We start from the raw sequence: 26,027 nt of genomic DNA, 5'->3' as shown, positions 1-26,027 counted from the left end.
CCCACGCGGCCCGATACCGCCCTGGACGCCTCCCGCTCAAAGCGGCCCGGCGCCGTCCCGAAAGCCTCCCGCCCAAACCAGCAGGCGCCGCCCCGGCAGCCTTCCCGCCCGGGCCAGCCTGGCGCCGCCCCGCAGCCCTCCCGCCCGGACCAGCCCGGCGCCGCCCCGCAGCCCTCCCGCCCGGACCGGCTGGTGCTGGGCCGCGAGGGGTAGAGGAGATGCGGATGAAGGCGGAGGTTAAGCGGGCTCAGGTGACGCAGACGGCTGCGGAGGGGCGGGCTTGGGTTCGGTGGGCCTGGGTCGGTGAACCCGGTTCGGCCGCCCCGGGATCGGCAGCCCGCGATCCGCGCCCGGGATCCACGCCCCGGGATCGACGCCCCGGGATCGGCGGCCCGGGGTCGGCGGGAACGGGTCCGCGCCGAAGGGTCCGGTCACTCGAACATGCGGAAGACGAAGCGGTCGGTCCACCGGCGGTCGGTGTCCGCTGCTTCGATCTCCTCGAAGTGGGCGACGTACCGGTCGAAGACGAGGCCGCCGAGAGCCATGCGCAGGCTGCCCGCGTGGATCCATACGAGCTGCAGCGGACGGGGGTCACCCGCGGACAGGCGGGCGCAGAGGTCGTCGAGGTCGTGGCGGTAGTAGGGGCCGTACCCGAGTGCACCGGCAAGGCGCCGGTGCAGGTCGGCCTCGTCGAGGACGAACCGCCCGTCGATGACCACGTGCACCGTGCCAACCCTCCAGACGCCGGTCGACACCTGACATCTCGTCCAACGACGCATCCGTCCACGAACGGCGGGTCAGTGGTATGCGTCTCGGCTTCGTTTCCCGGGGGAACCGCCACAAAACCCGTTCGTCGCACCCCGGCAATGCGGCTTCCGCCCCGACCAGCGGCGGGACCGATCCTAGGCGGGTCCGCACTGGACCGGATCGAACAGGTCCCGCCGCCGGCAGCGACCGTGCGGTCACGCCGCTATCGGAGCCCGGTGGTCACGGTGCACCTACGGCGGCCTCCTCCCTCTTCGCGGGAAACTCGCCCACGGAAGGGCTGGCCGCGGAAGGGCCCGCGGCGGGACGCTGCGCCACGCCGGCCGCGGCGAACCGGGCCAGGAAGCCGGAGCCCTCCTCCACAGCGATCTCTCCGAGGGTCTCCAGCCTCGCCCGGATCCCACCGCGACTACGCCCGAACTCCTCCATCAGCTCACTCTCGCCGGCACCCTCGCGATACCGGGCCACCAGCCGCTCGTCGTCCTCGTGGGACCAGCGCGACCCGCGGTTCGGGTAGCGCTTCGGCCTTTCCTTCGCGGCCATGGACGGCTTGCCGCGGGCGCGGAGGGCCGCCAGTCCACTGAGCGTCGATGTGAGTGCGTCCGCCACGGCGGGCAGGTCGGTCGGCAAGATCCCTCCGCTGATCTCGCTCACCACGTCGCCGCCCGGGTCCCAGCCGGTCAGGGTCAGGCGGATGCGTTCGTCTCCTGTGCCCGATGCCGTCAGCTGGTAGGTGTTGCCGCCCGAGGTGAAGTGGCGGTCGAGCTGGGTGTGCGGGCGCCGGTCCAGGTCCGGCGTGTACTCGTTGTCATTCATGCGGCGAAGGTAGGACGGCGGACCGACAGTTTTTCCGCGGCGTGGGGCGGGGTCACGGCGTTTCGGGTTGCCGGTGCGGCGATTTGCCGGGCAAAGCGCCTCGAAAAGGGCGCGTTCCGACAGCAGATCGTCAGATTCGGGGGTGGAGGGCGTGGGATCGAGCCCGTGCCCGGGTGCGAAGACTGCGGGATCGTGCCCGGCCCGGCTCACGCCCGGAGTCGCTTGGCGAGGATTCCCACGCCCGGGCCGTCCAGCTCCCCCAGAGCCACCGTACGCCCGCACATCGCCAGCATCAGCGCCTCCGCCGGCCCGGCCACCAGTGGTCCCACCCCGGAGAACCAGTCCAGATCGGACGCCTCGAAACGCAGATCCCGCAACCGGCGCCCGGGCGCGAAGCCGTACGCGCGCCCCGCCGTCAGGAACTCCAGTGACACCTTCAGCCGGTCCAGCCGCAGCCCGTGCGGCAGGCCCAGCGGCCGTCGCATGTCCTGGCCGTGGACCTGCAGGTCGGTGAGTTGTCCCGGATATCCGACGAGCGGCGGCCGGAACGGGTTGTCGGCGTTGTCACGCAGCATCTGGGCGAGCTCCGCCGCTGGGCGTTCCGCGGTCAGCACCGCCAGGCGCGCGTTCGCCCGGTGCAGTCGGAAGCCGCTGCTCACGAGCAGCTTCGGCACCGGAACCGGGGGCTTGCTGACGGCCGCGAGGAGGTGCCCGGCCACCTCCTTGACGGTCCATTCGCCGCAGAGGCTCGGCGTGTCCAGCTGCCGGGGATCCAGCGAGCCGACCAGGTCGGCGATGCGGCGTCGCTCGTCGGCGATGGCGGCACGGATATCCACCGCGCAAGGCTAGCGAACGGGCCCGCCGCCGCCGGCCTGCACAGCACGCAGGCCAAGGCCCCTACTCTGTACAGCGCGCAGGACAACAGCGACAGTCGATGGATGACCGACGCGCCCGTGGCACTGTGGCGCAACCGGGAGTTCAACCTCCTGTGGATCAGTCAGTCGCTGTCCGACGCCGGAACCGCGATCTCTGCTCTCGCCGTACCCCTGCTGCTGTTGACGTTGACGTCTTCGCCGGTGAAGGCCGGTCTGGTGGCGACCATCGGGCTCGTCGTCACCGTGCTGTCGCGGCTGCCGGCCGGGGTGCTGGCGGACCGGTTCGACCGGCGGCGGATCATGCTGACGTGCGATGCGGTGCGGCTGGTCGCGTACCTGATTCTCGGTCTCGCCGTCTGGCACGGACAGCCGTCGCTGGCTCTGGTGATCGCGGTGGTCATGGTGGGTGCGGCGGGCAATGCCTTCTTCGGTACGGCGGAATACTCCTCGCTGCGCACCATCGTGCCGCCGGCTCAGCTGCCGGCGGCGATCGCGCGCAACGAGGCGCGGTCGTACGGGACGTTCCTGGCCGGTCCTCCCCTGGGCGGCCTGCTGTTCGGGCTGGCGCACGCGCTGCCGTTCCTCGGCGACGCCGTGACGTTCCTGGCGTCCATGGCGGGCGTCTCGCTGGTGCGGCGGCCTTTGCAGGAGCGTCGGGAGGCCGGTCCCGCAGGGCACGTGGCGGCGCTGGCCGAGGGCTTCCGGTTCGTCTTCAGCAACGCCTTCCTGCGGGCGGTCCTGCTCGTCGCCGCGCCGCTCAACCTGGCGATCCACGGCATCACCTTCACGATCATCGTGACGCTGCAGGCGCATCGCGTACCGCCGGCGATCATCGGCGCGGTCTCGACCGTCGTCGCCGTCGGCGGGCTGCTCGGTGCGCTGGTGGCGCCGGTCCTGCACCGGCTGATGCCGTTGCCGCTGCTCATCCGCGGCATCTGCTGGGTGGCCGCGCTGCTCATGTCCGCGAGCGCCCTGCTCACCGGCAGCGTCGCGGCCGCCGTACCGGTCGCGCTCACGGTGTTCCTGGGCCCGTCGACGAACGCCGCGCTCTTCGGCCATCAGGCGGCGATCACGCCGGACCGGCTCCAGGCCCGGGTGGTCAGCGTGATCATCGTGGTGGCGACCTCGGTGTCGGCGGCCGCGCCGCTGCTGGCCGGCGTACTGATCACCGTGGCCGGCCCGGTGCCGGCGATCCTGACCTTCGCCGCGCTGGTCGGCGGTTCCGCCGTGGCGGCGTCGACCAGCCGCGGCATCCGCACCATGGGCCCGGTGGAGTGAAGTGATGGAGGCAGGAGGCCCTCAGTCCTCGTTCTTGACGGCTCGCCGGCTCCAACGCCAGTCGCGGACCAGCACCTCGTGCTGCGGCGCCCAGGTCGCGTTCGCACCCGGGAAGACGGAGATGGCCTCGACTTGCAGGCGGGCGGATACGTCGGTACCCCAGCCATCCTTGGGAGTTTGCGAGTACGGCGCCTTGAGGTTCACCCCGTCGATGATCAGCTGGACCTTCTGCTTGACCGGGTCGACCATGAACGAGACGTCGTGCCACGCGGTGTCCGGCTCCAGGTATCCGCCAGGAGCCCAGCTGCCCCCGTCGGCGCTGGTCCAGACAAGAATCTGACCGAAGTTCGGCTGCCACGGGTTGAGCACCCACTGGAAGGCCGTGCCGTGGTCGACGCGGGTGTCGACGCCGTCCCACACGAACAGGCCACCCTCGACGGTCTGCGCATTGCGGGAGCCGCCGGCGGTGGACGGCACGTACGGCAATTGGAACGAGAAACCGGCCCGGTGCACGGTCTTCATCATCGACTCGTCGGTGACCCGCTTGAACGAGATCACGTGCGCCATGACGCCGCGGTTGAGGACGTTGGCCCGCAGACGGGAGTCCGCACCGTCGTTCTCGACGGCGATGTCGGCACTGCTGACGGGCGCCTGGCCGGCGGCGGCGTACACACCGTCACCCACCACGGTCGTCCAGCCGGTCAAGTCCGTGCCGGACTCGGTCGCCACGGTGGCCAGGGCGGGCGCCGCCAGGCCGGTCGAGACGACGGTTCCCAGGGCCATACCGGCGGCGAGCGTCGTGAGGAAGCGGCGGCGGCTGGTAACCGTACGTGTCTTGAGGTATTCCATAACTACGCACAGTAGTTCCAGCATTTATGGACGGCCTCGGCCAATCGGGCATTACGCCCTCATGCGAACGCGGACCTTCCGCGGAGATCTTTGCCCGTTTGATACATTTATGGGACATTAAACGGTCTTTGGGGTTGACCGACCGGACCTCTCGTTCTCCAGGGCTCAGCGACGGAGTGCAACAGGCTTGACGTGACAGCGAGTCAATTTCCAGGAAATTCGTTTCGCCCGCGGTGGGATCATGCCCCCATGAACAAGATCCCGACGCTGTTCCTGCGCGACCCGGACGACCGGAAGCGCACCCTGCCCGAGGTCCACCCGGACTGCCGGTGGGTGCTCGACGGCGAAGGGACCCCGACCCGCAAATACGACGGCACCTGCGTGCTGCTCGACGAGCACGGCGTCTGGTGGGCGCGGCGCGAGGTCCGCCCGGGCCGCACCCGCCCGCCGGGCTACCAGCCGGTCATGACGGACGAGGTCACCGGCAAGACGGTGGGCTGGGAACCGATCGCCCAGTCGGCCTACGCCCGCTACCACGCCGAGGCCCTCACCGGCGGTCCGCGCCACCCCGGGACCTACGAGCTCATCGGGCCGAAGATCAACGGCAATCCCGAGGGGGTACGGACTCACGAGTTGGTCGCGCACGCCGAAGCCGACGTGCTGGACGTGCCTCGCGACTTCGCCGGCCTGCGGGAGTGGCTGCTGGCCCACCCGCAGTACGAGGGCATCGTGTGGCACCACCCGGACGGCCGCCGCGCCAAGCTGAAGCACCGCGACTTCGCCTGATGCCGCAGCACGTCGCCCTGGCCACCGGAGCCGATCACGGGATCGGTGCGGCCACCTCGCAAGCCCTGGCGGCTGCGGGATGCGCGGTGGTGTGCGCGTACTGGCCGGTCAAGGATCCGGTGGACCCCGCGGTGCCGGACGCGTACCGGAGGAGCCGCGCGCGGACGGCGGACCCGGTCGTGGAGGCGAGCCGCGAAGCCGGCACCTGGCGCCGGCAGTTCGCGGTGGACGCCATGGCGCCGGCCCTGCTCATCGCCGAGTTCGCCCGCCGGCATGCGGCTCGCGGAGCGACCTGGGGCCGCATCATCGGCCTGACCTCGGGCGATGAGCTCGGCTTCCCGCAGGAAGTCTCGTACGGCGCGGCCAAGGCAGCGCAGACCAACTACACGCCGAGCACACTTCCACGTGGCGGCGCCTTCGGAGGTGGCCGAGGTGATCGCCCACCGGGCGTCGGAGGCATCGGCGCTGATCACCGGCAACGTCATCCCTCTTCGCTGATCTAGGGTGCGACTGTGGCGAATGTAGAGCTCCGACCGATGACCGACGCGCAATTCGCGGCGTACAGCGCCTCCGCCGAGGAGGGTTACGCACGGCAGATCGCCGAGTCGGGCGCCATGTCGATGCAGGACGCGGTGGCCAAGGCGGCCGCTGACTACCGCCGCCTGCTTCCCGACGGGCTGGGCACGCCCGAGCACCACCTCTGGCACGCGTACGACGGCGGGACCGAGGTCGGCCTGCTCTGGATGCACATCACGGCGGAGACCGCTTTCGTCTACGACGTCGAGGTCCGTGAGGATCGGCGCGGCCGGGGCTACGGGCAGGCCATCATGCGGGCGGCCGAGGAGCTGTGCCGGGCCCGCGGGGTGCAGTCGATCGGGCTGAACGTCTTCGGCCAGAACACGGGCGCCAGGCGGCTGTACGAACGGGAGGGCTACGAGATCACGTCGCTGCAGATGCGCAAGCAGCTGTGATGGTGGGCGCGACAGGTTCGACCCTGCGGCCCCCGATCCTTGACCTTCCACCCCGCTTCTGACCGCGGTTGCGGTGAGAACACAGTAGACCGCCCTTATCGGACGAATGCCCTCGGCCACCGTGACGGCGCCGGTTACATCCGGCGCACGATGGGCGGCGACGCCGGGCCCGGAGGGAGCGGTGCAGTTACGATACGGGTCTGTAATTCACTAATTTGATCTTGTTTGTGGGCCGGGCATTCGGGGGGGCGGGTTGAGGATGAGTCCAGACTCGGCGGCCCGCACCGGGTGGGATCGGAAATCGGCGCGTGTCGGGCCGGGCGGACCTGTCGCAACGGTTGCGCGGTGGGTGGAGGTGCACCGGTTGGCGGTGGCAGGCCGGGAACCGGAGATCGCCCGCGACGTCGGAGACCGGCTGGGCAGGGGCTGGCTGCGTACTTCTCGATTCGGCGACGTCGCGGCCCTCGCCAGCGCCACGTTGACCCTGGGCCCGCACGCCCCCGCCCTCTTCCACCTGGGCTGGGCACTGTCCTCGCTCGGGCAGCCCCGGCAAGCTCTGGACTACTCCGAACAGGCCCTGAATCTGTACCGCGAGGTCGGTGACCGCGCCGGCGAAGGGGCCACCCTGAGCAGCATCGGCGGCGTGTACGACGGGCTGGGTGACCGGCGTCGGGCCCTGACCTGCTACGAACAGGCCCTGGACATCGCCCGGGAGGTGGGGGACCGCGCCGGCGAAGCGGCCACCCTGAGCAACATCGGCGGCGTGTACAACCGGCTGGGTGACCGGCGTCGGGCCCTGACCTACTTCGAACAGGCCCTACCCATCGCCCGGGAGGTCGGTGACCGCGCCGGCGAAGCGACGACCCTGAACAGCATCGGCGCCGTGTACGACGGGCTGGGTGACCGCCGGCAGGCCCTGGCCTACTACGAACAGGCCCTGCCCATCCGGCGCGAAGTCGGTGACCGCGCCGGCGAGGCGACCAGCCTCAACAACATCGGTCTCGCGTACGACAGGTTGGGGCATCGGCGGCAGGCGCTGAGCTACTACGAACAGGCCCTGCCCATCCGGCGCGAAGTCGGTGACCGCGCCGGCGAAGGGACCAGCCTCAACAACATCGGTCTCGCGTACGACGGGCTGGGTGACTGGGGGCAGGCCCTGACCTACTTCGAACAGTCCCTGCGCATCGCCCGCGAGGTCGGTGACCGCGCCGCCGAAGCGACCACCCTGAGCAACATCGGCGCCGTGTACGACAGGCTGGGTGACCGCCGGCAGTCCCTCACCTACTACGAACAGGCCCTGCCCATCCGGCGCGAAGTCGGTGACCGCGCCGGCGAAGCGACCACCCTGAACAACATCGGCGGCGCGTACGACAGGCTGGGTGACCGGCGGCAGGCGCTGACCTACTACGAACGCGCGCTGCGCATCGCCAGGGAGGTGGGTGACCGCGCCGTCGAAGCGACCACCCTGAGCAACATCGGCGGCGCGTACGACGGGCTGGGTGACCGGCGGCAGGCGCTGACCTACTACGAACAGGCCCTACCCATCGCCCGGGAGGTCGGTAACCGAGCCGGCGAAGCGACCACCCTGAACAACATCGGCGGCATCCGGTTCCAGGCAGGCGATGTCGCCGGCGCGAAGGAGGCCTTGGAGGAGGTTCTTGCGCTCGTCCGCGAGATGGGTGATCGCGGAACGGAGGCGATGGCGCTTTTCAATATGGGGGTCCTGCTGGCGCGGATGGGGCGGGTGGATGATGCCGTCGGCACCTTGCGCCAAGCGATCGTCGTGGCGGAGCAGACACGGCACCCGGCCCTGGACCAGATGAAAGCGTTCCTGCACCAGTTGGACCGATGACGAGAGGGCCGGCGACGCATACTGCCGCCGTTGTGATGTTCAGGGTGGTGGGCGCGGCAGGTTTCGAACCTGCGACCCCTCGCTTGTAAGGCGAGTGCTCTCCCACTGAGCTACGCGCCCGGCTCCATAGATACCGGAGTGGTCATCCTACCTTGAGCGTCTCGGCGAGCGTTTCCCGCCAGGTGCTCTGGTCGCGGCGTTCGCCCGGCTGGTTCATCTCGGCGAAGCGGACCACGCCCTGCTTGTCGATGAGGAAGGTGCCGCGGTTGGCGAAGCCGCGGTCGGCGTTGAAGACCCCGTACGCCTGTGCCACGCCCCCGTGCGGCCAGAAGTCGGCCAGGAGGGGGAAGTCGTAGCCTTCTTGCTCCGCCCAGATCTTGTGGCTGTAGACGGAGTCGACGCTCAGCGTGAGGATCTGGACGTCGTCGTTGGCGTACCCGGGGAGGTTGTCCTTGATCTCACTCAGCTCGCCCTGGCAGGTGCCGGAGAAGGCGAGGGGGTAGAAGACCAGGAGGACCGCCTTGCGGCCGCGGAAGTCGCTCAGCGTCACGTCCTGGTTGTTCTGGTCCTTCAGCGTGAAGTCCGGGGCCTCGGTTCCCACGTCGATCGGCATGCAGCCACCCTAAACGGCCGCGCGGCAGAAAGCCCGCGCGGCGGTCGGCCGCGAAACCGGTGGGCTACTTCTTCTTCGCTCCGCGGGGGGAGACCAGCCGGGCGGCGGTCCAGTCCTTGCCCGCGTTCACCGTCGAGGTCTGCTGGAGGCCGGCCGTCGGCGCGCTCTCGCTGACCTCGCTGGGCTCGACGTGTCCGTCGCGGCCCGCCTTGGGGGTCAGGAGCCACACCACACCGCTGTCCGCGAGCGGGCCCAGGGCATCCGTGAGCAGTTCGAAGAGGTCACCGTCGCCGTCGCGGTACCAGAGCAGCACCGCGTCGACCACCTCGTCGGTGTCCTCGTCGACCAAATCACCCACGCGTTCGGTCAGGGCGTCACGGAGATCCTCGTCGACGTCGTCGTCGTAGCCCATCTCCATGACCACCATGTTCGGCTCGAGGCCGAACCGGTCCGCCAGGCTGCGTACGCCGTCGGCCTGACCAGCGGTCGCGCTCACTGTCGAATTCCTCCTTGCTGTTCTGCGACAATCTGTGGGGGTAGTCCACACACTCGGGGGCTCGCGCGCAAGTGGCGCACCGAGTGTGAGGCAATTTACCGCGCCAGCAGGGCGTGGGCACCCTGTGTGATCGCATCTTCCCCGATCAGGACCTGTTGCGCTGCCGGACCGAGCGGAACGAGCGAGTCGGCGGAGGCGATCCGGCGGGCCGCGCCCACGAAACCGCCGTCGACCAGGGCCGCGAGGATGCCCTCGCCCACCCCGCCCGAGCGCCTGGTCTCGTCGACGATGAGGACCCGGCCGGTCGCCGACGCCTCGCGGACCAGGTCCGCCACCGGCAGCGGGCTGAGCCAGCGCAGGTCCACCACGCGGGATCCGTAGCCGTCGGCGGCGAGCTGGGCGGCCACCCGCAGCGACATCCGCAGGCCGTTGCCGAACGTGAGGATGGTGAGGTCCTCAGCGGAGCCGAACGGGTACGTGCGGGCGCGGCCGATCGGGATGTGCGCGGCGGCCCACTCCCCCGGTGGCGCGTACGGCGCGAGCCACTCGTTGTCGCCCTGCTGGAACAGGTCGCGGGTGTGGTAGAGCGCGATCGGCTCGAGGAAGACGCTGACGGTTCCGTCGACCGCGGCGGCGGCCAGGCAGGATCGCAGCATCGGGGCGGCGTCGGCCGGGCGGGCGGGCACGGCCAGGACCAGCCCGGGTACGTCCCGCAGCACGGCCACCGAGTTGTCGTTGTGGAAGTGCCCCCCGAAGCTCTGCTGGTAGGCGAGGCCGGCGACGCGGACGACCATCGGGTTCCGGAAGGCGCCCTGCGAGAAGAAGGACATCGTGGCGGCCTCGCCGCGCAGCTGGTCCTCGGCGTTGTGCAGGTACGCCAGGTACTGGATCTCCGGTACGGGCAGCAGCCCCGCCAGTCCCGCCCCGAGTCCGAGCCCGAGGATGGACGTCTCGTCGAGGAGCGTGTCGAAGACGCGTTCGGCGCCGAAGCGGTCGCGCAGGTTCTTCGTGACGCCGTAGACGCCGCCCTTGACCGCCACGTCCTCGCCGTAGAGGACGGCTCCCGGCATGCTGAGCAGCGCGTCCGTGAGAGTGGCGTTGATGGTGCGGGCGAGCGTGAGCGCACCGGACTGCTCGGGCAGCTTCCCGCCGAAGGCCTGGGTGCGGGCCGCGGACCCGGCGCCGCTCGCGCGGGTGGCGGCGTCGGCGACGTGCCGGGCATTGCGCAGCGGGCGCCGGGGCGCGAGCGGGGCCATGACCTCCGCCGCGGTGGCCAGCTTCGGCTCCCCCAGGACCTCCTCGGCCACCTTGCGGACCTGCCAGCCCAGCTCGTCGTACCGGGTGATCAGATCGTCGGGGGTGGCGAAACCGCCCTCGATCAGCAGCCGGGCGGTGCCGACCAGCGGGTCCCGGTCCAGGTCCCGGTTGATCTCCTCGGCCGGACGGTACGCGATCTCCGCGTCCGCACCCGCGTGGCCCATGAACCGGACCATGTCCAGGTGCAGGACGGCGGGCCGGCGTTCCGCCCGCACCCAGTCGGCGGCCTCGCGGGCGGCGTCGTACGCGGCTGCCAGGTCGCACCCGTCGGCGGCGAAGTAGCGCAGCCCCGGCCGGGCACGCAGCGTCTCGGCGACCCAGCCCCGCGGGGAGGGGACGCTGATGCCGAACCCGTTGTCCTCGCAGACCAGCAGCAGCGGCAGGCGGCGGCCGGCGTGGTCGAACCAGCCGGCGGTGTTGAGGGCCGCGGTGGCGGTGGCGTGGTTGACCGAGGCGTCGCCGAACGACGTGACCGCGATGGCGTCGGCGGCCCACGGGGTCTCGGCGCCGCGCAGGCCGGGGACCGCGGCGATCCCGTACGCCAGCCCGACGGCCCGGGGCAGGTGCGAGGCGATGGTCGAGGTGGCCGGGATGATCTGCAGGTCGGCCCGGCCGAAGACCTTGTGCCGGCCGCCGGCGATGGGCTCGGCAGCCGAGGCGACGACGCCTCGCAGCACGTCGCGGGCCGCCTCGACCAGGGGGTCGGTGTCCTCGTCGGGCTCGTGCGCGGCCTGGACGGCGCGCACACAGTAGAACGCCCCGGACCGGTAGTGCAGCAGGGCCGGATCGCCGGGGCGCAGCGCGGCGGCCACCGCGGCGTTTCCCTCGTGGCCGGACGATCCGATGGTGTAGAAGCCCTCGTTGAAGCTGCGCAACCAGCGGGCGGCGAGGTCGAGGTGGCGGCTGGTCAGCTGGGCGTCGAAGAGCTGGCGGGCGCGGGTGCCGGTGAGGGCGGAGCCGTCGCGCACCGGGTCGTCGCCGGGCCGGGCGGGGTCGGGCCGGCGGGACTCGCCCGGGCGCAGGGCGGCGACGGCGTCGCGGAAACGCTCGTCGAGGTTCTGCGGGGTGGTCACGCGACCCAGCATTGCCGACCATGGCCACCCCCGCCACCGCGCGTGTGAGCGCTGTGGACGGGGGTGATCCGGCGCCGTTCCGCCCTCCGTCGCCGTTCTTTCGTGGTCGGCTGGGCGGATGACGTTGTGGGCCGGCGTCGGCCGGGTCGTGCTGTCCGCATTGTGGTTCGCCGCGGTGGGGACGGTCTTCCTGGTCATCGACCTCTACATGTAAGACTCGCGGGCATGGACACCAGGGTGATCACCGTCCGGACCGGAGACCGGCCCGTCGTGCGCGACATCACGCGCGAGGCCGAGGAATTCGCCCGTGGTCGCGGCGACGGGCTGCTGCACGTGTTCGTCCCGCACGCGACGGCGGGAATCGCGATCATCGAGACCGGCGCGGGCTCCGACGACGACCTGCTCACCGCCGTCGACGAGCTCCTGCCCGCCGAGGACAAGTGGCGGCACCGGCACGGCTCGCGCGGGCACGGCCGCGACCACGTCCTGCCGGCCTGGATCGCCCCGTACGCGTCGCTGCCCGTGATCGACGGCCGCATCGCGCTGGGCACCTGGCAGTCCATCTGCCTCGTCGACCCGAACGGCGACAACCCCGAGCGCCAGGTCCGGTTCAGCTTCCTGCACGGCTGACGAGAAGTTACTGGTCAGTACCTGTGTCGAGCGTCGCGTAGCAGCCCGGTAGGCGTGACGCCAGCCACCGGCAGGGGGCAGGATGGACCCATTAACGTGCGGTTCACACGATGGGGCGCACAGCCGGACACCGACCTAGAGGAATGCCTGTGGCCACGGAACGCAAGCGCCCGGTGATCAGCGACGGCCTGCCGAGCCAGCTTCCGGACATCGACCCCGAGGAAACCAGCGAGTGGGTCGAGTCGCTCGACGGAGTCATCGATCAAGGCGGCCCCAAGAGAGCCCGCTACGTGATGCTGCGCCTGCTCGAACGGGCCCGGGAGCGACAGGTCGGCGTCCCGCCCCTGACCTCCACCGACTACATCAACACGATCCCGCCGGAGCAGGAGCCGTGGTTCCCCGGTGACGAGTTCGTCGAGCGGCGGATCCGGGCGTACATCCGGTGGAACGCCGCGATGCTGGTGCACCGCGCGCAGCGGCCCGACATCGGTGTCGGCGGCCACATCTCGACGTACGCGTCGAGCGCCAGCCTCTACGAGGTCGGCATGAACCACTTCTTCCGCGGCAAGGACCACCCGGGCGGCGGCGACCACATCTTCTTCCAGGGCCACGCCTCCCCGGGCATGTATGCCCGCGCGTTCCTCGAGGGCCGGCTGAGCACCCACCAGCTCGACGGCTTCCGGCAGGAGCTGTCGCACCCGGGCGGCGGCCTGCCGTCGTACCCGCACCCGCGGCTGATGCCGAACTTCTGGGAGTTCCCGACGGTCAGCATGGGCCTCGGCCCGCTGAACGCGATCTACCAGGCCCGGTTCAACCGCTACCTGCACAACCGCGGGATCAAGGACACCAGCCAGCAGCACGTCTGGGCGTTCCTCGGCGACGGCGAGATGGACGAGGTCGAGTCGCTCGGCGCGATCGGCCTGGCCGCCCGCGAGGAGCTCGACAACCTGACCTTCGTCATCAACTGCAACCTTCAGCGCCTCGACGGCCCGGTGCGCGGCAACGGCAAGGTCATCCAGGAGCTGGAGGCCTTCTTCCGCGGCGCCGGCTGGAACGTCATCAAGGTGGTCTGGGGCCGCGAGTGGGACCCGCTGCTCGCCGCCGACACCGACGGCGCGCTGGTCAACCTGATGAACGTGACGCCTGACGGCGACTACCAGACCTACAAGGGCGAGTCCGGCGCGTACGTGCGGGAGAACTTCTTCGGCCGCGACCCGCGCACCCGCAAGATGGTCGAGCACATGAGCGACGACGAGGTGTGGAACCTCAAGCGCGGCGGCCACGACTACCGCAAGTTGTACGCGGCGTACAAGGCGGCCACCGAGCACACCGGCCAGCCGACCGTGATCCTCGCCAAGACGATCAAGGGCTGGACGCTGGGCTCGCACTTCGAGGCCCGCAACGCCACGCACCAGATGAAGAAGCTGACCCTGGACGACCTCAAGGGCTTCCGGGACCGCCTCTACCTCGACATCCCGGACAAGCAGCTGGAGGAGAACCCGTACCTCCCGCCGTACTTCCACCCGGGCGAGAAGTCCGACGAGATCCAGTATCTCCAGGAGCGGCGCAAGGAGCTGGGCGGCTACCTGCCTTCGCGGCGGACCACCACGATCCCGCTGACCATCCCGGAATCGGCGAGGTTCGGCGACGTGAAGCGCGGTTCGGGCAAGCAGAAGGTCGCCACCACGATGGCGTTCGTCCGCCTGCTCAAGGACATCATGAAGGACAAGGAGTTCGGCGCCCGCTGGGTGCCGATCATCCCGGACGAGGCGCGTACGTTCGGCATGGACTCGCTCTTCCCGACGCGGAAGATCTACTCGCCGCACGGCCAGACGTACACGTCGGTGGACCGCGAGCTGTTCCTGTCCTACAAGGAAGCCACCAACGGGCAGATCCTGCACGAGGGCATCAACGAGGCCGGCTCGACCGCCAGCTTCATCGCCGCGGGCACGTCGTACGCGACCCACGGCCAGCCGATGATCCCGCTGTACATCTTCTACTCGATGTTCGGCTTCCAGCGCACCGCCGACGAGCTGTGGGCGGCGGCGGACCAGATGACCCGCGGCTTCCTGCTCGGCGCGACCGCCGGGCGCACCACGCTCAACGGCGAGGGCCTGCAGCACGAGGACGGCCACTCGCTGCTGATCGCGGCGACGAACCCGGCCGTGGTGGCGTACGACCCGGCGTTCGCGTTCGAGATCGCGCACATCGTCGAGAACGGCCTGCACCGCATGTACGGCGAGAAGCAGGAGAACGTCTTCTACTACCTCACCGTCTACAACGAGCCGATCCTGCAGCCCGCCGAGCCGTCCGGCGTGGACGTCGAGGGCCTGCTCAAGGGGATCTACAAGTATTCGCCGGCACCCGAGACGACCGGTCCGAAGGCGCAGCTGCTCGCCTCCGGCACGGGCATGCAGTGGGCGCTCAAGGCCCAGCAGCTGCTCGCCCAGGACTGGGGCGTCGGCGCGGACGTGTGGTCGGTGACGTCCTGGACCGAGCTGCGCCGCGACGCGGTGGAGGCCGAGGAGCACAACCTGCTCAACCCGGGAGACCAGCAGCGCAAGCCGTACATCCAGGCCAAGCTGGAGGGTACGGAGGGCCCGGCGGTCGCGGTGAGCGACTGGATGCGCGCGGTGCCCGACCTGATCAGCCGCTGGGTGCCGAACGACTACACGTCGCTGGGCACCGACGGGTTCGGCATGAGCGACACCCGGCACGCGCTGCGCCGCCACTTCCACGTGGACGCGGAGTCGGTCACCGTGGCCACGCTGCGCCAGCTGGCGCTGCGCGGCAAGGTGCCGTCGCACGTGCCGGCCGAGGCGGCGAAGAAGTACGCGATCGACGACGTCACGGCCGCCCCGGTGGGCGAGACCGGCGGCGACAGCTGACGCGCGAACAGCACGGCTGAGGGATGCGCCCGGGTTCGGGTGCATCCCTGTCGTCTTTGCGGGCGGGGTTGACAGCGGCGAGGACAATCGCCGCGATGATCGAGACCCGTGAGTTGACGAAGACGTACGGCCGGGTGGACGCCGTCCGGGACGTGACGTTCTCCGCCCTGCCGGGCCGGGTGACCGGGCTGCTGGGCCTCAACGGCTCGGGCAAGAGCACCACGCTGCGGATCCTGCTCGGCCTGAGCCGGGCCACGCGGGGCACCGCGACGATCAACGGCCGGCGATACCGCGACCTGCGGCATCCGCTGCGGGAGGTCGGTGCGGTGCTGGAGCAGGGGCTGAGCCATCCCGGCCAGACCGGATACGCCCATCTGGTCACCCAGGCGCTGCTCAGCGGCGCCTCGCGCCGCCGGGTGGACGAGGTCCTAGAGTACGTGGGGCTGGACGCGGCGGCGGCCAAGCGGACCGGCGACTACTCGCTGGGCATGCGGCAGCGGCTGGCGGTGGCGACCGCGTTGCTCGGCGAGCCGGCCGTGCTGATCCTCGACGAACCGGCCAACGGGCTCGACCCCTCCGGGATGGCCTGGCTCCGCGGGATGCTGCGGGAGCACGCCGCCGCGGGCGGGACCGTGCTGCTCTCCAGCCACCTGCTCAGCGAGCTGGAGCTGGTGGTCGACGACGTGGTGATCATCGGGCAGGGCCGCATCCTGCGAGCCGGGCCCCTCGCCGAGCTGACCGGCATGTCCCGGCTCCGGGTGCGGGGCGGCGACATGGAACGGCTGTGGGAGGCGTACGAGCTGCGCGGGGCCGGCGTCACCACGGACGGGCACTCGCTGTTCGTCACCGGCATCACCGCCGAGGACGCCGGCGAGATCGCCCTGCTGGTGCAGGTGCCGGTGTACGAGCTGGTCGCCGAGACGCAGCACCTCGAGGAGCTCTTCCTGAGCGTGGCGGACGCCCGATGATCGCCGTACTGCGCAGCGAGCTGTACCGCAGCCTGACCGTCGTGTCGTCGTGGGTGTCGCTCGCCGGCTTCGCCTTCCTGGCGGCGATCACGGGCTGGTTCAGCGAGGAATTCTGGTCGCTGCTCGCAGGGCTCGGCGCCTTCGGCATCGCCGTCATGGTCACCGCTCAGCACTATCAGCACCGCACCGCGCTGCTGCTCTTTCTCGGCCGGCCGCAACGGCTCCGCGTGCTGGCCGTCCAGTGCGTGGTGGCGGCGCTCCTGGGCCTCGTCCTGGTGGCCGTGAGCGGCATACCGGTCCTCATGGCCGGGAAGACCGGCTGGTACGCCTCGACGCTGACGGTCGCGCCACTGATCGCGACGTACGGGGTGGCGAACGCGACCGTCGTCCGGCGCCCGCTCTGGCTGCTCGCCGGCTACGTCGGTTGGCTGATCTTCGCCGAGGGCCTGATCGGCCGGTTCGAGGAGCCCCTGCCGTTCACCAGCTTCCTCTCGGCGTCCAGCGGCAGCACCAAGGGCCTGCTCGCCCTGCTGGCGTGGACGGCTGCGGCGCTACCGGTCGCGGCGTGGTCGATCCGCCGCGACCTGGCCGGCGACTGACGCCCGGGTTCAGGCCGGGACGTAGGTGCTGACCTCGACACCGGTGGTCGTGGTCCAGGTGTCGGCGAGCTTCAGGGCGATCTTGGTGCCCTCGTGCCACAGCTTGCGGCCCTCGCCGACGACCACCGGGTAGACCATGATCCGGTACTCGTCGACGAGGTTGTGCCGCGTCAGGTGGTTGAGCAGGTCGGCGCTGCCGTTGAGGAGCAGCGTGCCGGGCTCGGTCTTCAGCTTCGCCACCGCGTCGGCGACCTCGCCCTGCAGGAAGGTGGCGTTCCACTCGGGCTCGGTGAGCGACGTCGTGGCGACGTACTTGGGCATCGAGTTCATCCGCTTGCCGAACTCGCCCGTCGTGGCCTCCATCTGCGGCCATGCGGCCTTGAAGCCCTCGTAGGTCCGGCGGCCCAGCAGCAGGGCGTCGGCCTCGTCCAGGTTGCGCTCCTGCCAGGCGCCGAGCTCGTCGTTGAAGTACGGGCCGCTCCAGGCCGGTTCCTCGAAGACGCCGTCGAGAGTCACGTACGAGACCGCCACGAGCTTGCCCATGCGGCTCAGCCTACGGCAGCGTCCAGCGCTGGTTGGCGCCGGCGAAGCAGTCCCAGATCTGCAGCCGGGTGCCGTTGGCCGAGCTGTTGTTCGACGCGTCGAGGCAGCGGCCGCTGGCCGGGTTGCGCAGCGTGCCGTCGCTCTGGGACTGCCACTTCTGGGCGCCCGTACCGTTGCAGTCGTAGAGCTGGACCAGCGAGCCGTTCGCGGTGCCGGCCGCCGTCACGTCCATGCACTTGCCCAGCGCGCGCACTGTGGCGTCGGCGCCGACGGTCCAGGTCTGGGCGGCGGTGCCGTTGCAGTCGTACAGCTGCACCGCGGTGCCGTTGGCCGACGAGGCCCCGGCGACGTCGACGCACTTGCCGGCGATGCCGGTGATCCGCCCGGTGCGGCCCGACGGCGGGTCGGTCGGCGGCGTGGTGCCGCCCGTCGCCGTCGCGTAGATGGCGCTGACCAGCGAGTTGGCGCCGGTGGCGTCCTGCGACAACTCCCAGTTCATGATGCCGCCGGCGTTCGCCATGGCCCACTGGGTCTTGCGCCGGATCGTCGGCAGGCCGTTGTAGCACTCGTTGACGCCGCTGATCGTGGCGCAGTCCTGGTTGGCGAAGGCGGGGTTGGTGGCGACGATCTGGGCGAACGTCTTGTAGCCGGGGCGGCTGTAGAACGGCACGCCGAGGACCGCCTTCGAGGCGGGCAGACCGCGGCCCTTCCAGAAATCGACGCTGTTGATCGACCAGTCGTAGTTGGCGTGCGGGCTGCCGCCGTCGTACGCCATGATGTTCAGCCAGTCGACGACGCCGAAGACGGCGGGCTGGACGCCGTCGGCCGTACCGCCCTCGGAGACGACCGCCGCGGTGAGCAGCTTGCCCTGGTTGTGCAGGGCGGTGCCGAGCTGCTGCATCAGCGCGGTGTAGTTGGTGCCCGAGGTGCCGGGGTCGGGGTATTCCCAGTCGATGTCGATGCCGTCGAGCCCGTACTGGTTGACGACGCTCATGACGCTGGTGACGAACGTCGTACGGGATCCGGAACTGCTGGCGAGCGACTCGAAGCCGGAGTCGTTGCCGTCGTTCCAGCCGCCGATCGCCAGCGAGACCTTGACGTTGTTCTGGTGGCCCAGCGAGACGAGCTGGGACAGCTTCGAGGTGTTCTCGATCGGCTGGAGCGTGCCGTTGCCGTTGGGCAGCGCGAACGCGTAGTTGATGTGGGTCAGCTTGCTGTACTGGATGCCGGTGACGCTGCCGGCCCAGGAGGGCATGTAGCCGACGCTCCTGAAGTTGCCGGGCAGCACGGCCGCCTCGGAGGTGCCCTGCACCGCGAGGGCGGTGACCACGCCGCCCGCGGTGACGAGCAGGGCGGCAGCGGCGGAGGCGAGTCTTCTTCTTCCGGGCATGGGGACGGGACCTTCCTTCCGGCGTGGGGGCGCCGTGGGAGATGCGGCCGCCAAATCTTAAGAAGATTAACTAATAGACGTCAATATAAGCCTTGATAAAAGGCCGCCGGAAACCGTCTCGACGCGCGCCGTAGGCTGGTCCCGTGACTGTACGAGTACGCTTCGCCCCTTCTCCGACGGGAATGTTCCATGTCGGCGGCGCCCGGTCTGCGCTGCAGAACTGGATCGTCGCCCAGCAGACCGGCGGCGCCTTCGTCCTGCGTATCGAGGACACCGATGCGGCCCGCAACCGTCCCGAATGGACCGAGGGCATCATCTCGGCGCTCGACTGGATCGGCATCGAGCGCGGCACCTACGAAGGTCCCTACTTCCAGTCGGCCTACGCGAGCGAGCACACCGCCGCGGCCACCCGCCTCTACGGCGAGGGCCGCGCGTACTACTGCGACTGCAGCCGCGACGACGTCGTGGCCCGCACGGGCAACACCCACACCGGCTACGACGGTTTCTGCCGCGACCGCGGGCTCGGCCCGGGCGAGGGCCGGGCGCTGCGTTTCCGTACGCCGGACGAGGGCGCGACCGTGGTCGTCGACCTGGTCCGCGGCGAGCCCACCTTCGAGAACAAGCTGATCGAGGACTTCGTCATCGCCCGCAGCGACGGTTCGGCGGTGTTCCTGCTCGCCAACGTCGTGGACGACATGACGATGGGCATCACGCACGTCATCCGCGCCGAGGAGCACCTGCCCAACACCCCCAAGCAGCAGCTGCTCTGGGAGGCGCTCGGCGTGAAGCCGCCGGTGTGGGCGCACGTGCCGGTCATCGTCAACGAGAAGCGGCAGAAGCTCTCGAAGCGCCGCGACAAGGTCGCCCTGGAGTCGTACCGCGACGAGGGCTACCTGGCCGCCGCCATGCGCAACTACCTCATGCTGCTCGGCTGGGCGCCCACCGGCGATCGCGAGATCGTGCCGTGGGAGACCGTGCTGCAGGAGTTCAAGCTCGAGGACGTCAACCACTCCCCCGCCTTCTTCGACGTCAAGAAGCTGCGGGCGTTCAACGGCGAGTACATCCGCGCGCTGTCGTCCGAGGAGTTCGCCGCGGTCTGCGCGCCCTGGCTGGGCGGCACCGGCACCATCCCGGCCCCGCCGTGGGACCCGGCGAAGTTCGACTCCACGGTCTTCGCCGCCGTGGCGCCGCTGGCACAGACCCGCATCGCGGTCCTGAGCGAGATCGTCGACTACGTCGACTTCCTCTTCCTCGACGAGCCCGTCTCCGACGAGCAGTCCTGGGCGAAGGCCATGAAGGAGGGCGCCGGCGACATCCTCGACGCGGCGGCGGCCGCGTTCGGCGCCCTGACCGACTGGACGGCCGAGCCGTTGAAGGCCGCCCTGGAGCGGGTCGGCGAGGAGCGCGGTCTCAAGCTCGGCAAGACCCAGGCGCCGGTCCGGGTGGCCGCCACCGGGCGTACGGTCGGTCTGCCGCTCTTCGAATCGCTGGAGATCCTGGGCCGTGAGCGGACCCTCGCCAGGCTGGCGGCAGCGCGCGCGAAGCTCGGCTGACCTTTCGTAACCAATTCGGTATGTGCCCGCCGGGGCGGTTCTCGGCGGGCACATACCGCATCAAAAGCCCGCATGCCATTGCTGACAGTCGTACCGGTACGACTGTCAGCAGCCCGGGTGACTCGGTGATCCACGGCTTGCGTCCGCTGGGTACTATTCGCGCGCTGATCAGCAGTCGTCGTACCGCCTCACCACCGATTCCGGATAGCTCCAAAGGTCGTGGCCTGGAGATGCGCCGGGGGCGATCTGCGGGGAGGCTGTGAGAACGCGCGCAGCGGAGCAAGGTCCATCACGCAGGCGGGGGAGGCCGGACGTGGCTCGAGGAATGATGAGACGGCTGGTGTCCGCGACGGGCATGATCGCCGCGGCGGTAGCGCTCAGCGCCGGGCTCGCGCCGGCGGCGCACGCCGCGCCGCGGCAGGACGCCACGACCGAGGCCCCGAAGGCGCCGCCCAAGCCGACCGCGGTCCAGATCGCCGGCAAGTTCGACGGCGACAAGATCATCATTCAGCAGGCCGAGCGGCCCGAGCTGTTCCAGCGCGTGCTGAGCGAGGTCAACTGGCTCTCCGGCGCCGCGCCGACGACAACCAAGCCCAAGGCCGACAAGCTCGGCCCCAAGTACACGGTGACCGTGTTCGTCAAGGACAAGGCCACCCAGCTCTACGACCTCTACCCCATGGCCTCCGGTGGCCCGCGCGCGTACCGGCCGGCGAAGCAGCCCGGCGGCGGCAAGAAGGCGGCCGGCTGGTTCTACGGGCGGCTCACGATGTCGGAGTCGCTGCGGGTCAGCGGCGTCCCGCTCAAGGAGAAGCCGGACGTGGTCAGCGGCGGCATCGGCGGCGGCATCGGCAAGGACGTCGAGCAGGGCGAGCTGGACCCGATGGCGGTCGGCAGCGACGTGCTCAGCCAGATGCGCGGCCTCCTGCTCATCAACGGGGCGGTGCTGCTGGTGGTACTCATCGGCCTGGGCAGCGCCGCGTACCTGATCCGCCGCCGGGTCTAGCCGGCCGGGCGGACCGGCACCTTGAGGATCGGGCAGGCCGGGGCGGGGGCGTTGCAGCGCTCCCCCAGGCCGAACGCGTCCTGCAGGCGCGGATCGGTCGCCGCCTGAGCCAGCTCCCGGGAGGTCAGCGGCGGCTTGCCCCGGTCCGGGTCGCCGGTGCCGCGCTCCCCCGTCGCCTGGACCGCCACCGTGCGCCCGTCCACCACCCGGCGGGCGATGACCTCGCGCACCTGCCAGTCGACGTCCCCGGTGTCGGAGTAGCGGGCGTATTCGATGCCGGCGCGGGTGCGGTCGGGACGCGCGCACGCCTGCTCGTCCGCGAGCACCGGCAGGCAGAGCCCGGCCGGCGCGTCGAAGACCGCCACCTCGATCAGGCCGTGGGGGCGGCCGCTCTCGTCCATCACCGCGTACTGGCGCCAGCCCGGGCCCGAGGACGGCAGGCGCGGGACGATCCGGAAGCCCTTCTCGTCGACCGGGCGCGCGAGCACGCCGAGCACCGGGTCCAGCACCGCGGACGGGCGGGGCTGGGCTACCGCCACGGCCGCGGCCGAGCGGGGCTTCGGGCCGGGCAGCAGGACGGTCGTGAGGGCGTACCCGAGCAGGATGACGATCACGACCGCGACCAGACCGGCCAGGACGACCGAACGGGCCTTGCGGCGGCGCAGCTTCTCCGCCTGCCGGAAGATCTGATCGACGGCGTCGCCGATGGGCGGCTCACTCTCGCACGCCCGCTCGAGTACGGCCGTCATCGCGGCGCTCATCGGGCCACCGCCGGGCGGGTGATCCGCATCAGGTCGTCGAAGGCGGTCAGGCCCTCCGCCTCGTACTCGGTCACCTTGCCGCCGTCGATGCCGAGCACCTCCGCGGTGTCGTTGACCGACAGATGGCAGAAGTGGTGGAGCACCACGACGGCCCGGCACTTCGGCGAGAGGCGGCGCAGGGCGTCCAGGACCAGGACGGTGTAGACGTCGCCGAGTGCGGCGTCGACGTCGGCCTCGCCCTGGGCGGCGGGCTCCGGCGGGGCCACGAACACGTGCTCGCGACGGCCGTGACTGGGCTTGAACGCGGCCATCAGGTCCCCGTACGCCCACAGATCCAGGTCGCCGACGTCGGGATCGGTCAGCGCCCGGGCAAGCGTGTCCCGGGCGACTTCCCCGGCCCGCTCCCAGTCACCGCACATGAGGAACGCGGCGCGGCGCAGATGGACGTACCTCTGGGCCACGTAGTCGTCGGTCATCGCGCCTCCTGCGTACCGTTTGCCCCTTTATAGGCCACGGATGACCCCGCGCGGCGCGGAACGGTGGTCACGCGACCCGGACGGTGACCTCCACGAGCCGGACCAGGTCGTCCAGGTCGCGATCGAACTCCTCGTCGGCGTCGCCCTCCTCCGCCCGGCCTTCGCCGGTCGGTGGGGGTGCGTCCGGGGGCGGGACTTCGGAGCCGGGCGGAAGGCCGCCGGTGATCTCACCGGTCGTGTACCCGAGCAGGAAGGCACAGATCATCCGGGTCAGCCGCGGCACCTCGCCCGCCGGAACCCCGGCGTCGTGCAGCGTGGCCCGCAGCGCGGCGGTCAGCCACGAGTTGCCCGGCGACGGCCGGTTCAGCAGCAACGGGTACGCCCCCGGATGCCGGCGGGACAGCGCCCGTACCGCCCGTCCCAGGGCCCGCAGCCGGTGCCGCCAGTCGATGTCGGCCGGGTCGTCGCCGTACCGGGAGCCGAGCTCGAGGTGGAGCAGGTCGACCAGGCCGTCGAGCAGTGCGTCCTTGCCGCCGACGTACGGGTAGAGCGCCATCGAGGTGAGCCCCACGCGTTCCGCCACGGCCCGCATGGACATGGCGGCCAACCCGCGTTCGTCGACGAGGGCCAGGGCCTGGTCGAGGATCAGCCGTCTCTTGTCGTCCACGCCCTAACCGTGTCGGCCGGCGGGCCGTACGGACACCGGACGCGCCGCGGAACGGCCGTCAGTCACTCCCCGGAGTGAGAGTCAGCACCAGCGGCCGGGAGGACGCCCCCGGCCGGCCGCACGGCGCCGGGGACGGACGGCACCGTGCAGGTGGGCGCCCGCCCAGCCGCGCAGCTCGGAACGGCAGCCCACGCGGTGGGGGAAGTCGTCGGCCGGCTCGTCGACGGCCGGCACCACGGCGAGCACGGCGGCGTCGGACCCGGCAGCCTGGGTCTCCTCCCCGGCGTCGTGCTCCGTCTCGGGGCGTACGCCCTCGTGGTCCGTCACTCCTGCCCCCTTCCGCCGGTCGCCGGTACCCGTGTCTGATCGGCACCGCGGGCCCCCGGTTGACCCTCGCGGGCCCGCGGTCCTCGCGGTGCTAGGACGACACCATGCCAGGTCACCGACCGGAATCGCGGTGAAGGCGCACCGCTATTACGGACAAAATTCCCAAAACACCCAGGGATCCGGTCGGCGGCGCCCGCCCGGCTCGGCCCTGACATGCTGGTCGGGTGGCAGAGCACGGCAAGTCCGGGGGTACGGCGAAACGACCGCCCCTCGCCGCCACCCTGCGCCGCGTCGAACGCAGTGCCGGCGACCTGGCGTCGGCAAGTGTGGCCCGGATGGACGAGACGTTGCCGTGGTTCCGGGCCCTCCCCGCCGACCAGCGCTCCTGGGTGATGCTCGTCGCCCAGGCCGGCGTGCGGTCGCTGGTCGAGTGGCTGCGTTCGGGCGGCACGGCCGCCGGCACGCAGGAGATCTCCGACGAGGTCTTCGCCGCCGCGCCCCGGGCCCTGGCCCGCTCGATCACGCTGACCCAGACCGTCCAGCTCATCAAGGTCACCATCGATGTCGCCGAGTCGGAGGTCGCCCACCTGGCCGCCGCCGGCGAGGAGGAGGCCCTCACCGAGGCCATCCTCAAGTTCTCGCGCGAGATCGCCTTCTCCGCCGCCCGGGTGTACGCCCGCGCGGCCGAGTCCCGGGGCGCGTGGGACGCCCGCCTGCAGGCACTGCTGGTCGACGCCCTGCTGCGCGGCGACTCCTCCGACGTGCTCGCCAGCCGCGCCGCCGCGCTGGGCTGGGCCGACGCCCCGCCGGTGGCGGTGGTGGTCGGGCGGTCCCCCGGCGGCGATCACACCGCCGTCCTGCACACGGTCTACCGGGCCGCCCGGCGCGCCCGGGTCGAGGTGATCGGCGGGGTGCACGGTGACCGGCTGGTGGTGGTGATGGGCGGCGCCGCGGATCCGATCGCGATCGCGGTGCAGCTCGCCGGCGCCTTCGGGGAGGGACCGATCGTGGTGGGCCCCGCCGTACCGTCGCTGGACCATGCCACCGAGTCGGCGCGGGCCGCCCTGGCCGGGTTCCGGGCCGCGCCCGCGTGGCCCGGCGCGCCGAACCCGGTGGCGGCCGACGCGCTGCTGCCGGAGCGGGCGCTGGCGGGCGACTCCGAGGCTCGCCGGGCGCTCAAGCACGACGCGTACGGGGCACTGGCGCGCGCGGGCGGCGGCCTGCTGGAGACCCTCGACGCCTTCTTCGCCGCCGGCGGCGTGCTGGAGAGCGCGGCCCGGGAGCTGTACGTGCATCCCAACACGGTGCGATACCGCCTCAAGCGCGTCGCCGAGGTGACCGGCCTCTCGCCGCTGGACGGGCGGGACGCGTTCGCCCTCCGGATGGCGCTGACCATCGGCCGGCTCGATCCTGCGAGCTAGATCACGCCAACGAGGCAGCGCCGCAGGGGTGACGGAAGCCCCGATAAATACGCACGTATCGGGACGAAAGAGGGGGGTGTTTGTAGGAACCCCACAACGCCGATCGTAGGGTTTGGTCTCCGGCAGCAACCGCGGAAGCTGCCCTGATCCGGGAGAGTCGAAGACGTGCTCGCCGTACTGTCGCCCGGCCAGGGTTCCCAGAAGCCCGGCTTCCTCTCCCCATGGCTGGAACTCCCCGGCGCCGAAGCCCGGCTCCGGTGGTGGTCGGCGCTCGCCGGCGTCGACCTGATCCACCTCGGCACCGAGGCCGGCCCGGACGAGATCAAGGACACCGCGCGCACCCAGCCGCTACTCGTCGCCGCCGCCCTGCTGGCGGGCGACCACCTGCCGATCCAGGACGTCGCCGTCGTCGCCGGCCACAGCGTGGGCGAGCTGGGCGCCGCCGCGCTCGCCGGGGTCTTCCCCGCCGAGACCGCGATCACCCTCGCCGGGATCCGCGGCCGCGAGATGGCCGCCGCCTGCGCCCTCGAGCCGACCGGCATGAGCGCCGTGCTCGGCGGCGACGCCGACACGGTGGTGGCCGCCATCGAGGAGTACGGGCTGCACGCCGCCAACCGCAACGGCGCCGGTCAGATCGTCGCCGCCGGCGCCCTCGACGCGCTCGCCAAGTTCGGCGACGAGCCGCCCGCCGCCACGCGGGTCCGCACGCTGGCCGTCGCGGGCGCGTTCCACACGCCGTACATGGCACCCGCCGAGCGGGCCCTCGACGCGATCGCGGGCGGCGTGCCCGTCGCGGACCCGGCCCGCACCCTGCTGTCGAACCGCGACGGCGCCGCCGTCTCCCACGGCGACGAGATGCTGCAGCGCCTGGTCCGTCAGGTCACCGCGCCGGTGCGCTGGGATCTGGTCATGGCGACGCTGCGCGAGCTGGGCGTCACGGGGATCATCGAGCTGCCGCCCGCGGGCACCCTGGCCGGCCTGGTCAAGCGGGAGCTCAAGGGCGAGCACGCCGCCGAGATCGTCACCCTCAACACGCCGGACGACCTGCCCGCCGCCCGCGACCTCATCGCCCGGCACGGTGGGCAATCCGAGTGACGCACGCCGTCGCGA

The 26,027-nt window shown here is 71.1% G+C and carries 25 protein-coding genes, 1 tRNA gene and 1 pseudogene; 13 read left to right on the top strand and 14 right to left on the bottom strand.

Annotation, left to right across the window (positions count from 1 at the left end):
• Window positions 1-431 precede the first annotated feature (431 nt).
• From ACIBO8_RS06595 to ACIBO8_RS06585, 3 genes are all read right to left on the bottom strand, one after another.
• Window positions 432-725: a barstar family protein gene (locus tag ACIBO8_RS06595; protein ID WP_396114117.1), complete on the bottom strand. Its 294-nt coding sequence runs from the start codon at window positions 723-725 to the stop codon at window positions 432-434.
• Between the two features lie 262 nt (window positions 726-987).
• Window positions 988-1,581, bottom strand: a complete 594-nt coding sequence (locus ACIBO8_RS06590; protein WP_396114116.1) for a hypothetical protein — start codon at window positions 1,579-1,581, stop codon at window positions 988-990.
• Between the two features lie 206 nt (window positions 1,582-1,787).
• Entirely contained in the window at window positions 1,788-2,417 is a 630-nt protein-coding gene (locus ACIBO8_RS06585) for a maleylpyruvate isomerase family mycothiol-dependent enzyme (protein WP_396114115.1), read from the bottom strand.
• 102 nt (window positions 2,418-2,519) lie between these two features.
• On the opposite strand from ACIBO8_RS06585, the gene ACIBO8_RS06580 reads away from it, so the two are divergent.
• Complete coding sequence (locus tag ACIBO8_RS06580; protein ID WP_396114114.1) at window positions 2,520-3,734, top strand: MFS transporter; 1,215 nt, start codon at window positions 2,520-2,522, stop codon at window positions 3,732-3,734.
• Between the two features lie 21 nt (window positions 3,735-3,755).
• Here the strand turns inward: ACIBO8_RS06580 and ACIBO8_RS06575 are convergent, their stop codons facing one another.
• Window positions 3,756-4,583, bottom strand: coding sequence for a hypothetical protein (locus ACIBO8_RS06575; protein WP_396114113.1), 828 nt, complete (start codon window positions 4,581-4,583; stop codon window positions 3,756-3,758).
• Between the two features lie 249 nt (window positions 4,584-4,832).
• Between ACIBO8_RS06575 and ACIBO8_RS06570 the strand changes: the two genes are divergently transcribed.
• From ACIBO8_RS06570 to ACIBO8_RS06555, 4 genes are all read left to right on the top strand, one after another.
• Window positions 4,833-5,369, top strand: a complete 537-nt coding sequence (locus ACIBO8_RS06570; RefSeq protein WP_396114112.1) for a DUF5565 family protein — start codon at window positions 4,833-4,835, stop codon at window positions 5,367-5,369.
• A complete protein-coding gene (locus tag ACIBO8_RS06565; RefSeq protein WP_396114111.1) occupies window positions 5,369-5,872 on the top strand; it encodes a hypothetical protein in 504 nt (167 codons plus the stop codon). The genes ACIBO8_RS06570 and ACIBO8_RS06565 overlap by 1 nt, the downstream gene beginning before the upstream one ends.
• Window positions 5,873-5,905: 33 nt before the next feature.
• Window positions 5,906-6,340, top strand: coding sequence for a GNAT family N-acetyltransferase (locus ACIBO8_RS06560; protein ID WP_396114110.1), 435 nt, complete (start codon window positions 5,906-5,908; stop codon window positions 6,338-6,340).
• Between the two features lie 370 nt (window positions 6,341-6,710).
• Window positions 6,711-8,192, top strand: a complete 1,482-nt coding sequence (locus ACIBO8_RS06555; RefSeq protein WP_396114734.1) for a tetratricopeptide repeat protein — start codon at window positions 6,711-6,713, stop codon at window positions 8,190-8,192.
• A gap of 45 nt (window positions 8,193-8,237) precedes the next feature.
• Here the strand turns inward: ACIBO8_RS06555 and ACIBO8_RS06550 are convergent.
• From ACIBO8_RS06550 to ACIBO8_RS06535, 4 genes are all read right to left on the bottom strand, one after another.
• Window positions 8,238-8,312: transfer RNA gene (locus tag ACIBO8_RS06550), tRNA-Val, on the bottom strand.
• Window positions 8,313-8,334: 22 nt separating this feature from the next.
• Window positions 8,335-8,805, bottom strand: a complete 471-nt coding sequence (locus ACIBO8_RS06545; RefSeq protein WP_396114109.1) for a peroxiredoxin — start codon at window positions 8,803-8,805, stop codon at window positions 8,335-8,337.
• Window positions 8,806-8,869: 64 nt separating this feature from the next.
• The gene (locus ACIBO8_RS06540; protein ID WP_199517098.1) at window positions 8,870-9,301 is read right to left on the bottom strand and encodes a DUF3052 domain-containing protein; all 432 of its coding nucleotides are present in this window, start codon (window positions 9,299-9,301) and stop codon (window positions 8,870-8,872) included.
• 95 nt (window positions 9,302-9,396) lie between these two features.
• A complete protein-coding gene (locus ACIBO8_RS06535; protein WP_396114108.1) occupies window positions 9,397-11,703 on the bottom strand; it encodes a thiamine pyrophosphate-dependent enzyme in 2,307 nt (768 codons plus the stop codon).
• A gap of 213 nt (window positions 11,704-11,916) precedes the next feature.
• Here ACIBO8_RS06535 and ACIBO8_RS06530 point away from each other — a divergent pair, with 213 nt between their 5' ends.
• The 4 genes from ACIBO8_RS06530 to ACIBO8_RS06515 all read left to right on the top strand — a co-directional run bounded on the left by ACIBO8_RS06530 (window position 11,917) and on the right by ACIBO8_RS06515 (window position 16,776).
• Window positions 11,917-12,321: a YjbQ family protein gene (locus ACIBO8_RS06530; protein ID WP_396114107.1), complete on the top strand. Its 405-nt coding sequence runs from the start codon at window positions 11,917-11,919 to the stop codon at window positions 12,319-12,321.
• A gap of 149 nt (window positions 12,322-12,470) precedes the next feature.
• A complete protein-coding gene (aceE, locus tag ACIBO8_RS06525) occupies window positions 12,471-15,209 on the top strand; it encodes a pyruvate dehydrogenase (acetyl-transferring), homodimeric type (protein ID WP_396114106.1) in 2,739 nt (912 codons plus the stop codon).
• A gap of 95 nt (window positions 15,210-15,304) precedes the next feature.
• Entirely contained in the window at window positions 15,305-16,177 is an 873-nt protein-coding gene (locus ACIBO8_RS06520) for an ABC transporter ATP-binding protein (RefSeq protein WP_396114105.1), read from the top strand.
• Window positions 16,174-16,776, top strand: coding sequence for a hypothetical protein (locus ACIBO8_RS06515; RefSeq protein WP_396114104.1), 603 nt, complete (start codon window positions 16,174-16,176; stop codon window positions 16,774-16,776). The genes ACIBO8_RS06520 and ACIBO8_RS06515 overlap by 4 nt, the downstream gene beginning before the upstream one ends.
• Window positions 16,777-16,785: 9 nt before the next feature.
• On the opposite strand, the gene ACIBO8_RS06510 is transcribed toward ACIBO8_RS06515, so the two are convergent.
• Both ACIBO8_RS06510 and ACIBO8_RS06505 read right to left on the bottom strand, forming a co-directional pair.
• Window positions 16,786-17,319 (bottom strand): dihydrofolate reductase family protein, encoded by a 534-nt coding sequence (locus tag ACIBO8_RS06510; RefSeq protein ID WP_396114103.1) that lies wholly within the window; start codon window positions 17,317-17,319, stop codon window positions 16,786-16,788.
• Between the two features lie 10 nt (window positions 17,320-17,329).
• Window positions 17,330-18,709: a glycosyl hydrolase family 18 protein gene (locus ACIBO8_RS06505; RefSeq protein WP_396114102.1), complete on the bottom strand. Its 1,380-nt coding sequence runs from the start codon at window positions 18,707-18,709 to the stop codon at window positions 17,330-17,332.
• Between the two features lie 143 nt (window positions 18,710-18,852).
• Here ACIBO8_RS06505 and gltX point away from each other — a divergent pair, with 143 nt between their 5' ends.
• Both gltX and ACIBO8_RS06495 read left to right on the top strand, forming a co-directional pair.
• On the top strand, window positions 18,853-20,262 hold the full coding sequence (gltX, locus tag ACIBO8_RS06500; RefSeq protein ID WP_396114101.1) for a glutamate--tRNA ligase: 1,410 nt from the start codon (window positions 18,853-18,855) through the stop codon (window positions 20,260-20,262).
• 328 nt (window positions 20,263-20,590) lie between these two features.
• Complete coding sequence (locus ACIBO8_RS06495) at window positions 20,591-21,265, top strand: hypothetical protein (protein WP_396114100.1); 675 nt, start codon at window positions 20,591-20,593, stop codon at window positions 21,263-21,265.
• On the opposite strand, the gene ACIBO8_RS06490 is transcribed toward ACIBO8_RS06495, so the two are convergent.
• The 4 genes from ACIBO8_RS06490 to ACIBO8_RS06475 all read right to left on the bottom strand — a co-directional run bounded on the left by ACIBO8_RS06490 (window position 21,262) and on the right by ACIBO8_RS06475 (window position 23,496).
• Window positions 21,262-22,026, bottom strand: a complete 765-nt coding sequence (locus ACIBO8_RS06490) for a hypothetical protein (protein ID WP_396114099.1) — start codon at window positions 22,024-22,026, stop codon at window positions 21,262-21,264. The genes ACIBO8_RS06495 and ACIBO8_RS06490 overlap by 4 nt on opposite strands.
• Window positions 22,023-22,502, bottom strand: a complete 480-nt coding sequence (locus ACIBO8_RS06485) for a sigma factor-like helix-turn-helix DNA-binding protein (protein WP_396114098.1) — start codon at window positions 22,500-22,502, stop codon at window positions 22,023-22,025. Before ACIBO8_RS06485 ends, ACIBO8_RS06490 begins: the two co-directional genes overlap by 4 nt.
• A gap of 67 nt (window positions 22,503-22,569) precedes the next feature.
• A complete protein-coding gene (locus ACIBO8_RS06480) occupies window positions 22,570-23,169 on the bottom strand; it encodes a TetR/AcrR family transcriptional regulator (protein WP_396114097.1) in 600 nt (199 codons plus the stop codon).
• Window positions 23,170-23,250: 81 nt separating this feature from the next.
• Window positions 23,251-23,496, bottom strand: a complete 246-nt coding sequence (locus ACIBO8_RS06475; RefSeq protein ID WP_396114096.1) for a hypothetical protein — start codon at window positions 23,494-23,496, stop codon at window positions 23,251-23,253.
• A 224-nt stretch (window positions 23,497-23,720) separates the two neighbouring features.
• On the opposite strand from ACIBO8_RS06475, the gene ACIBO8_RS06470 reads away from it, so the two are divergent.
• Window positions 23,721-24,917 carry a PucR family transcriptional regulator gene (locus tag ACIBO8_RS06470; protein WP_396114095.1) on the top strand — a complete coding sequence of 399 codons (1,197 nt, stop codon included), beginning with the start codon at window positions 23,721-23,723 and terminating at the stop codon, window positions 24,915-24,917.
• 165 nt (window positions 24,918-25,082) lie between these two features.
• Window positions 25,083-26,000 (top strand): annotated as a pseudogene (locus ACIBO8_RS06465) (ACP S-malonyltransferase); the annotation flags it as partial.
• Between the last annotated feature and the right edge of the window lie 27 nt (window positions 26,001-26,027).

Source organism: Actinoplanes sp. NPDC049681 (assembly GCF_044465265.1).
GTDB lineage: Bacteria > Actinomycetota > Actinomycetes > Mycobacteriales > Micromonosporaceae > Actinoplanes.
The sequence above is the reverse complement of the archived record's forward strand: the minus strand, read 5'-3'. Positions and strand labels throughout refer to the sequence as shown.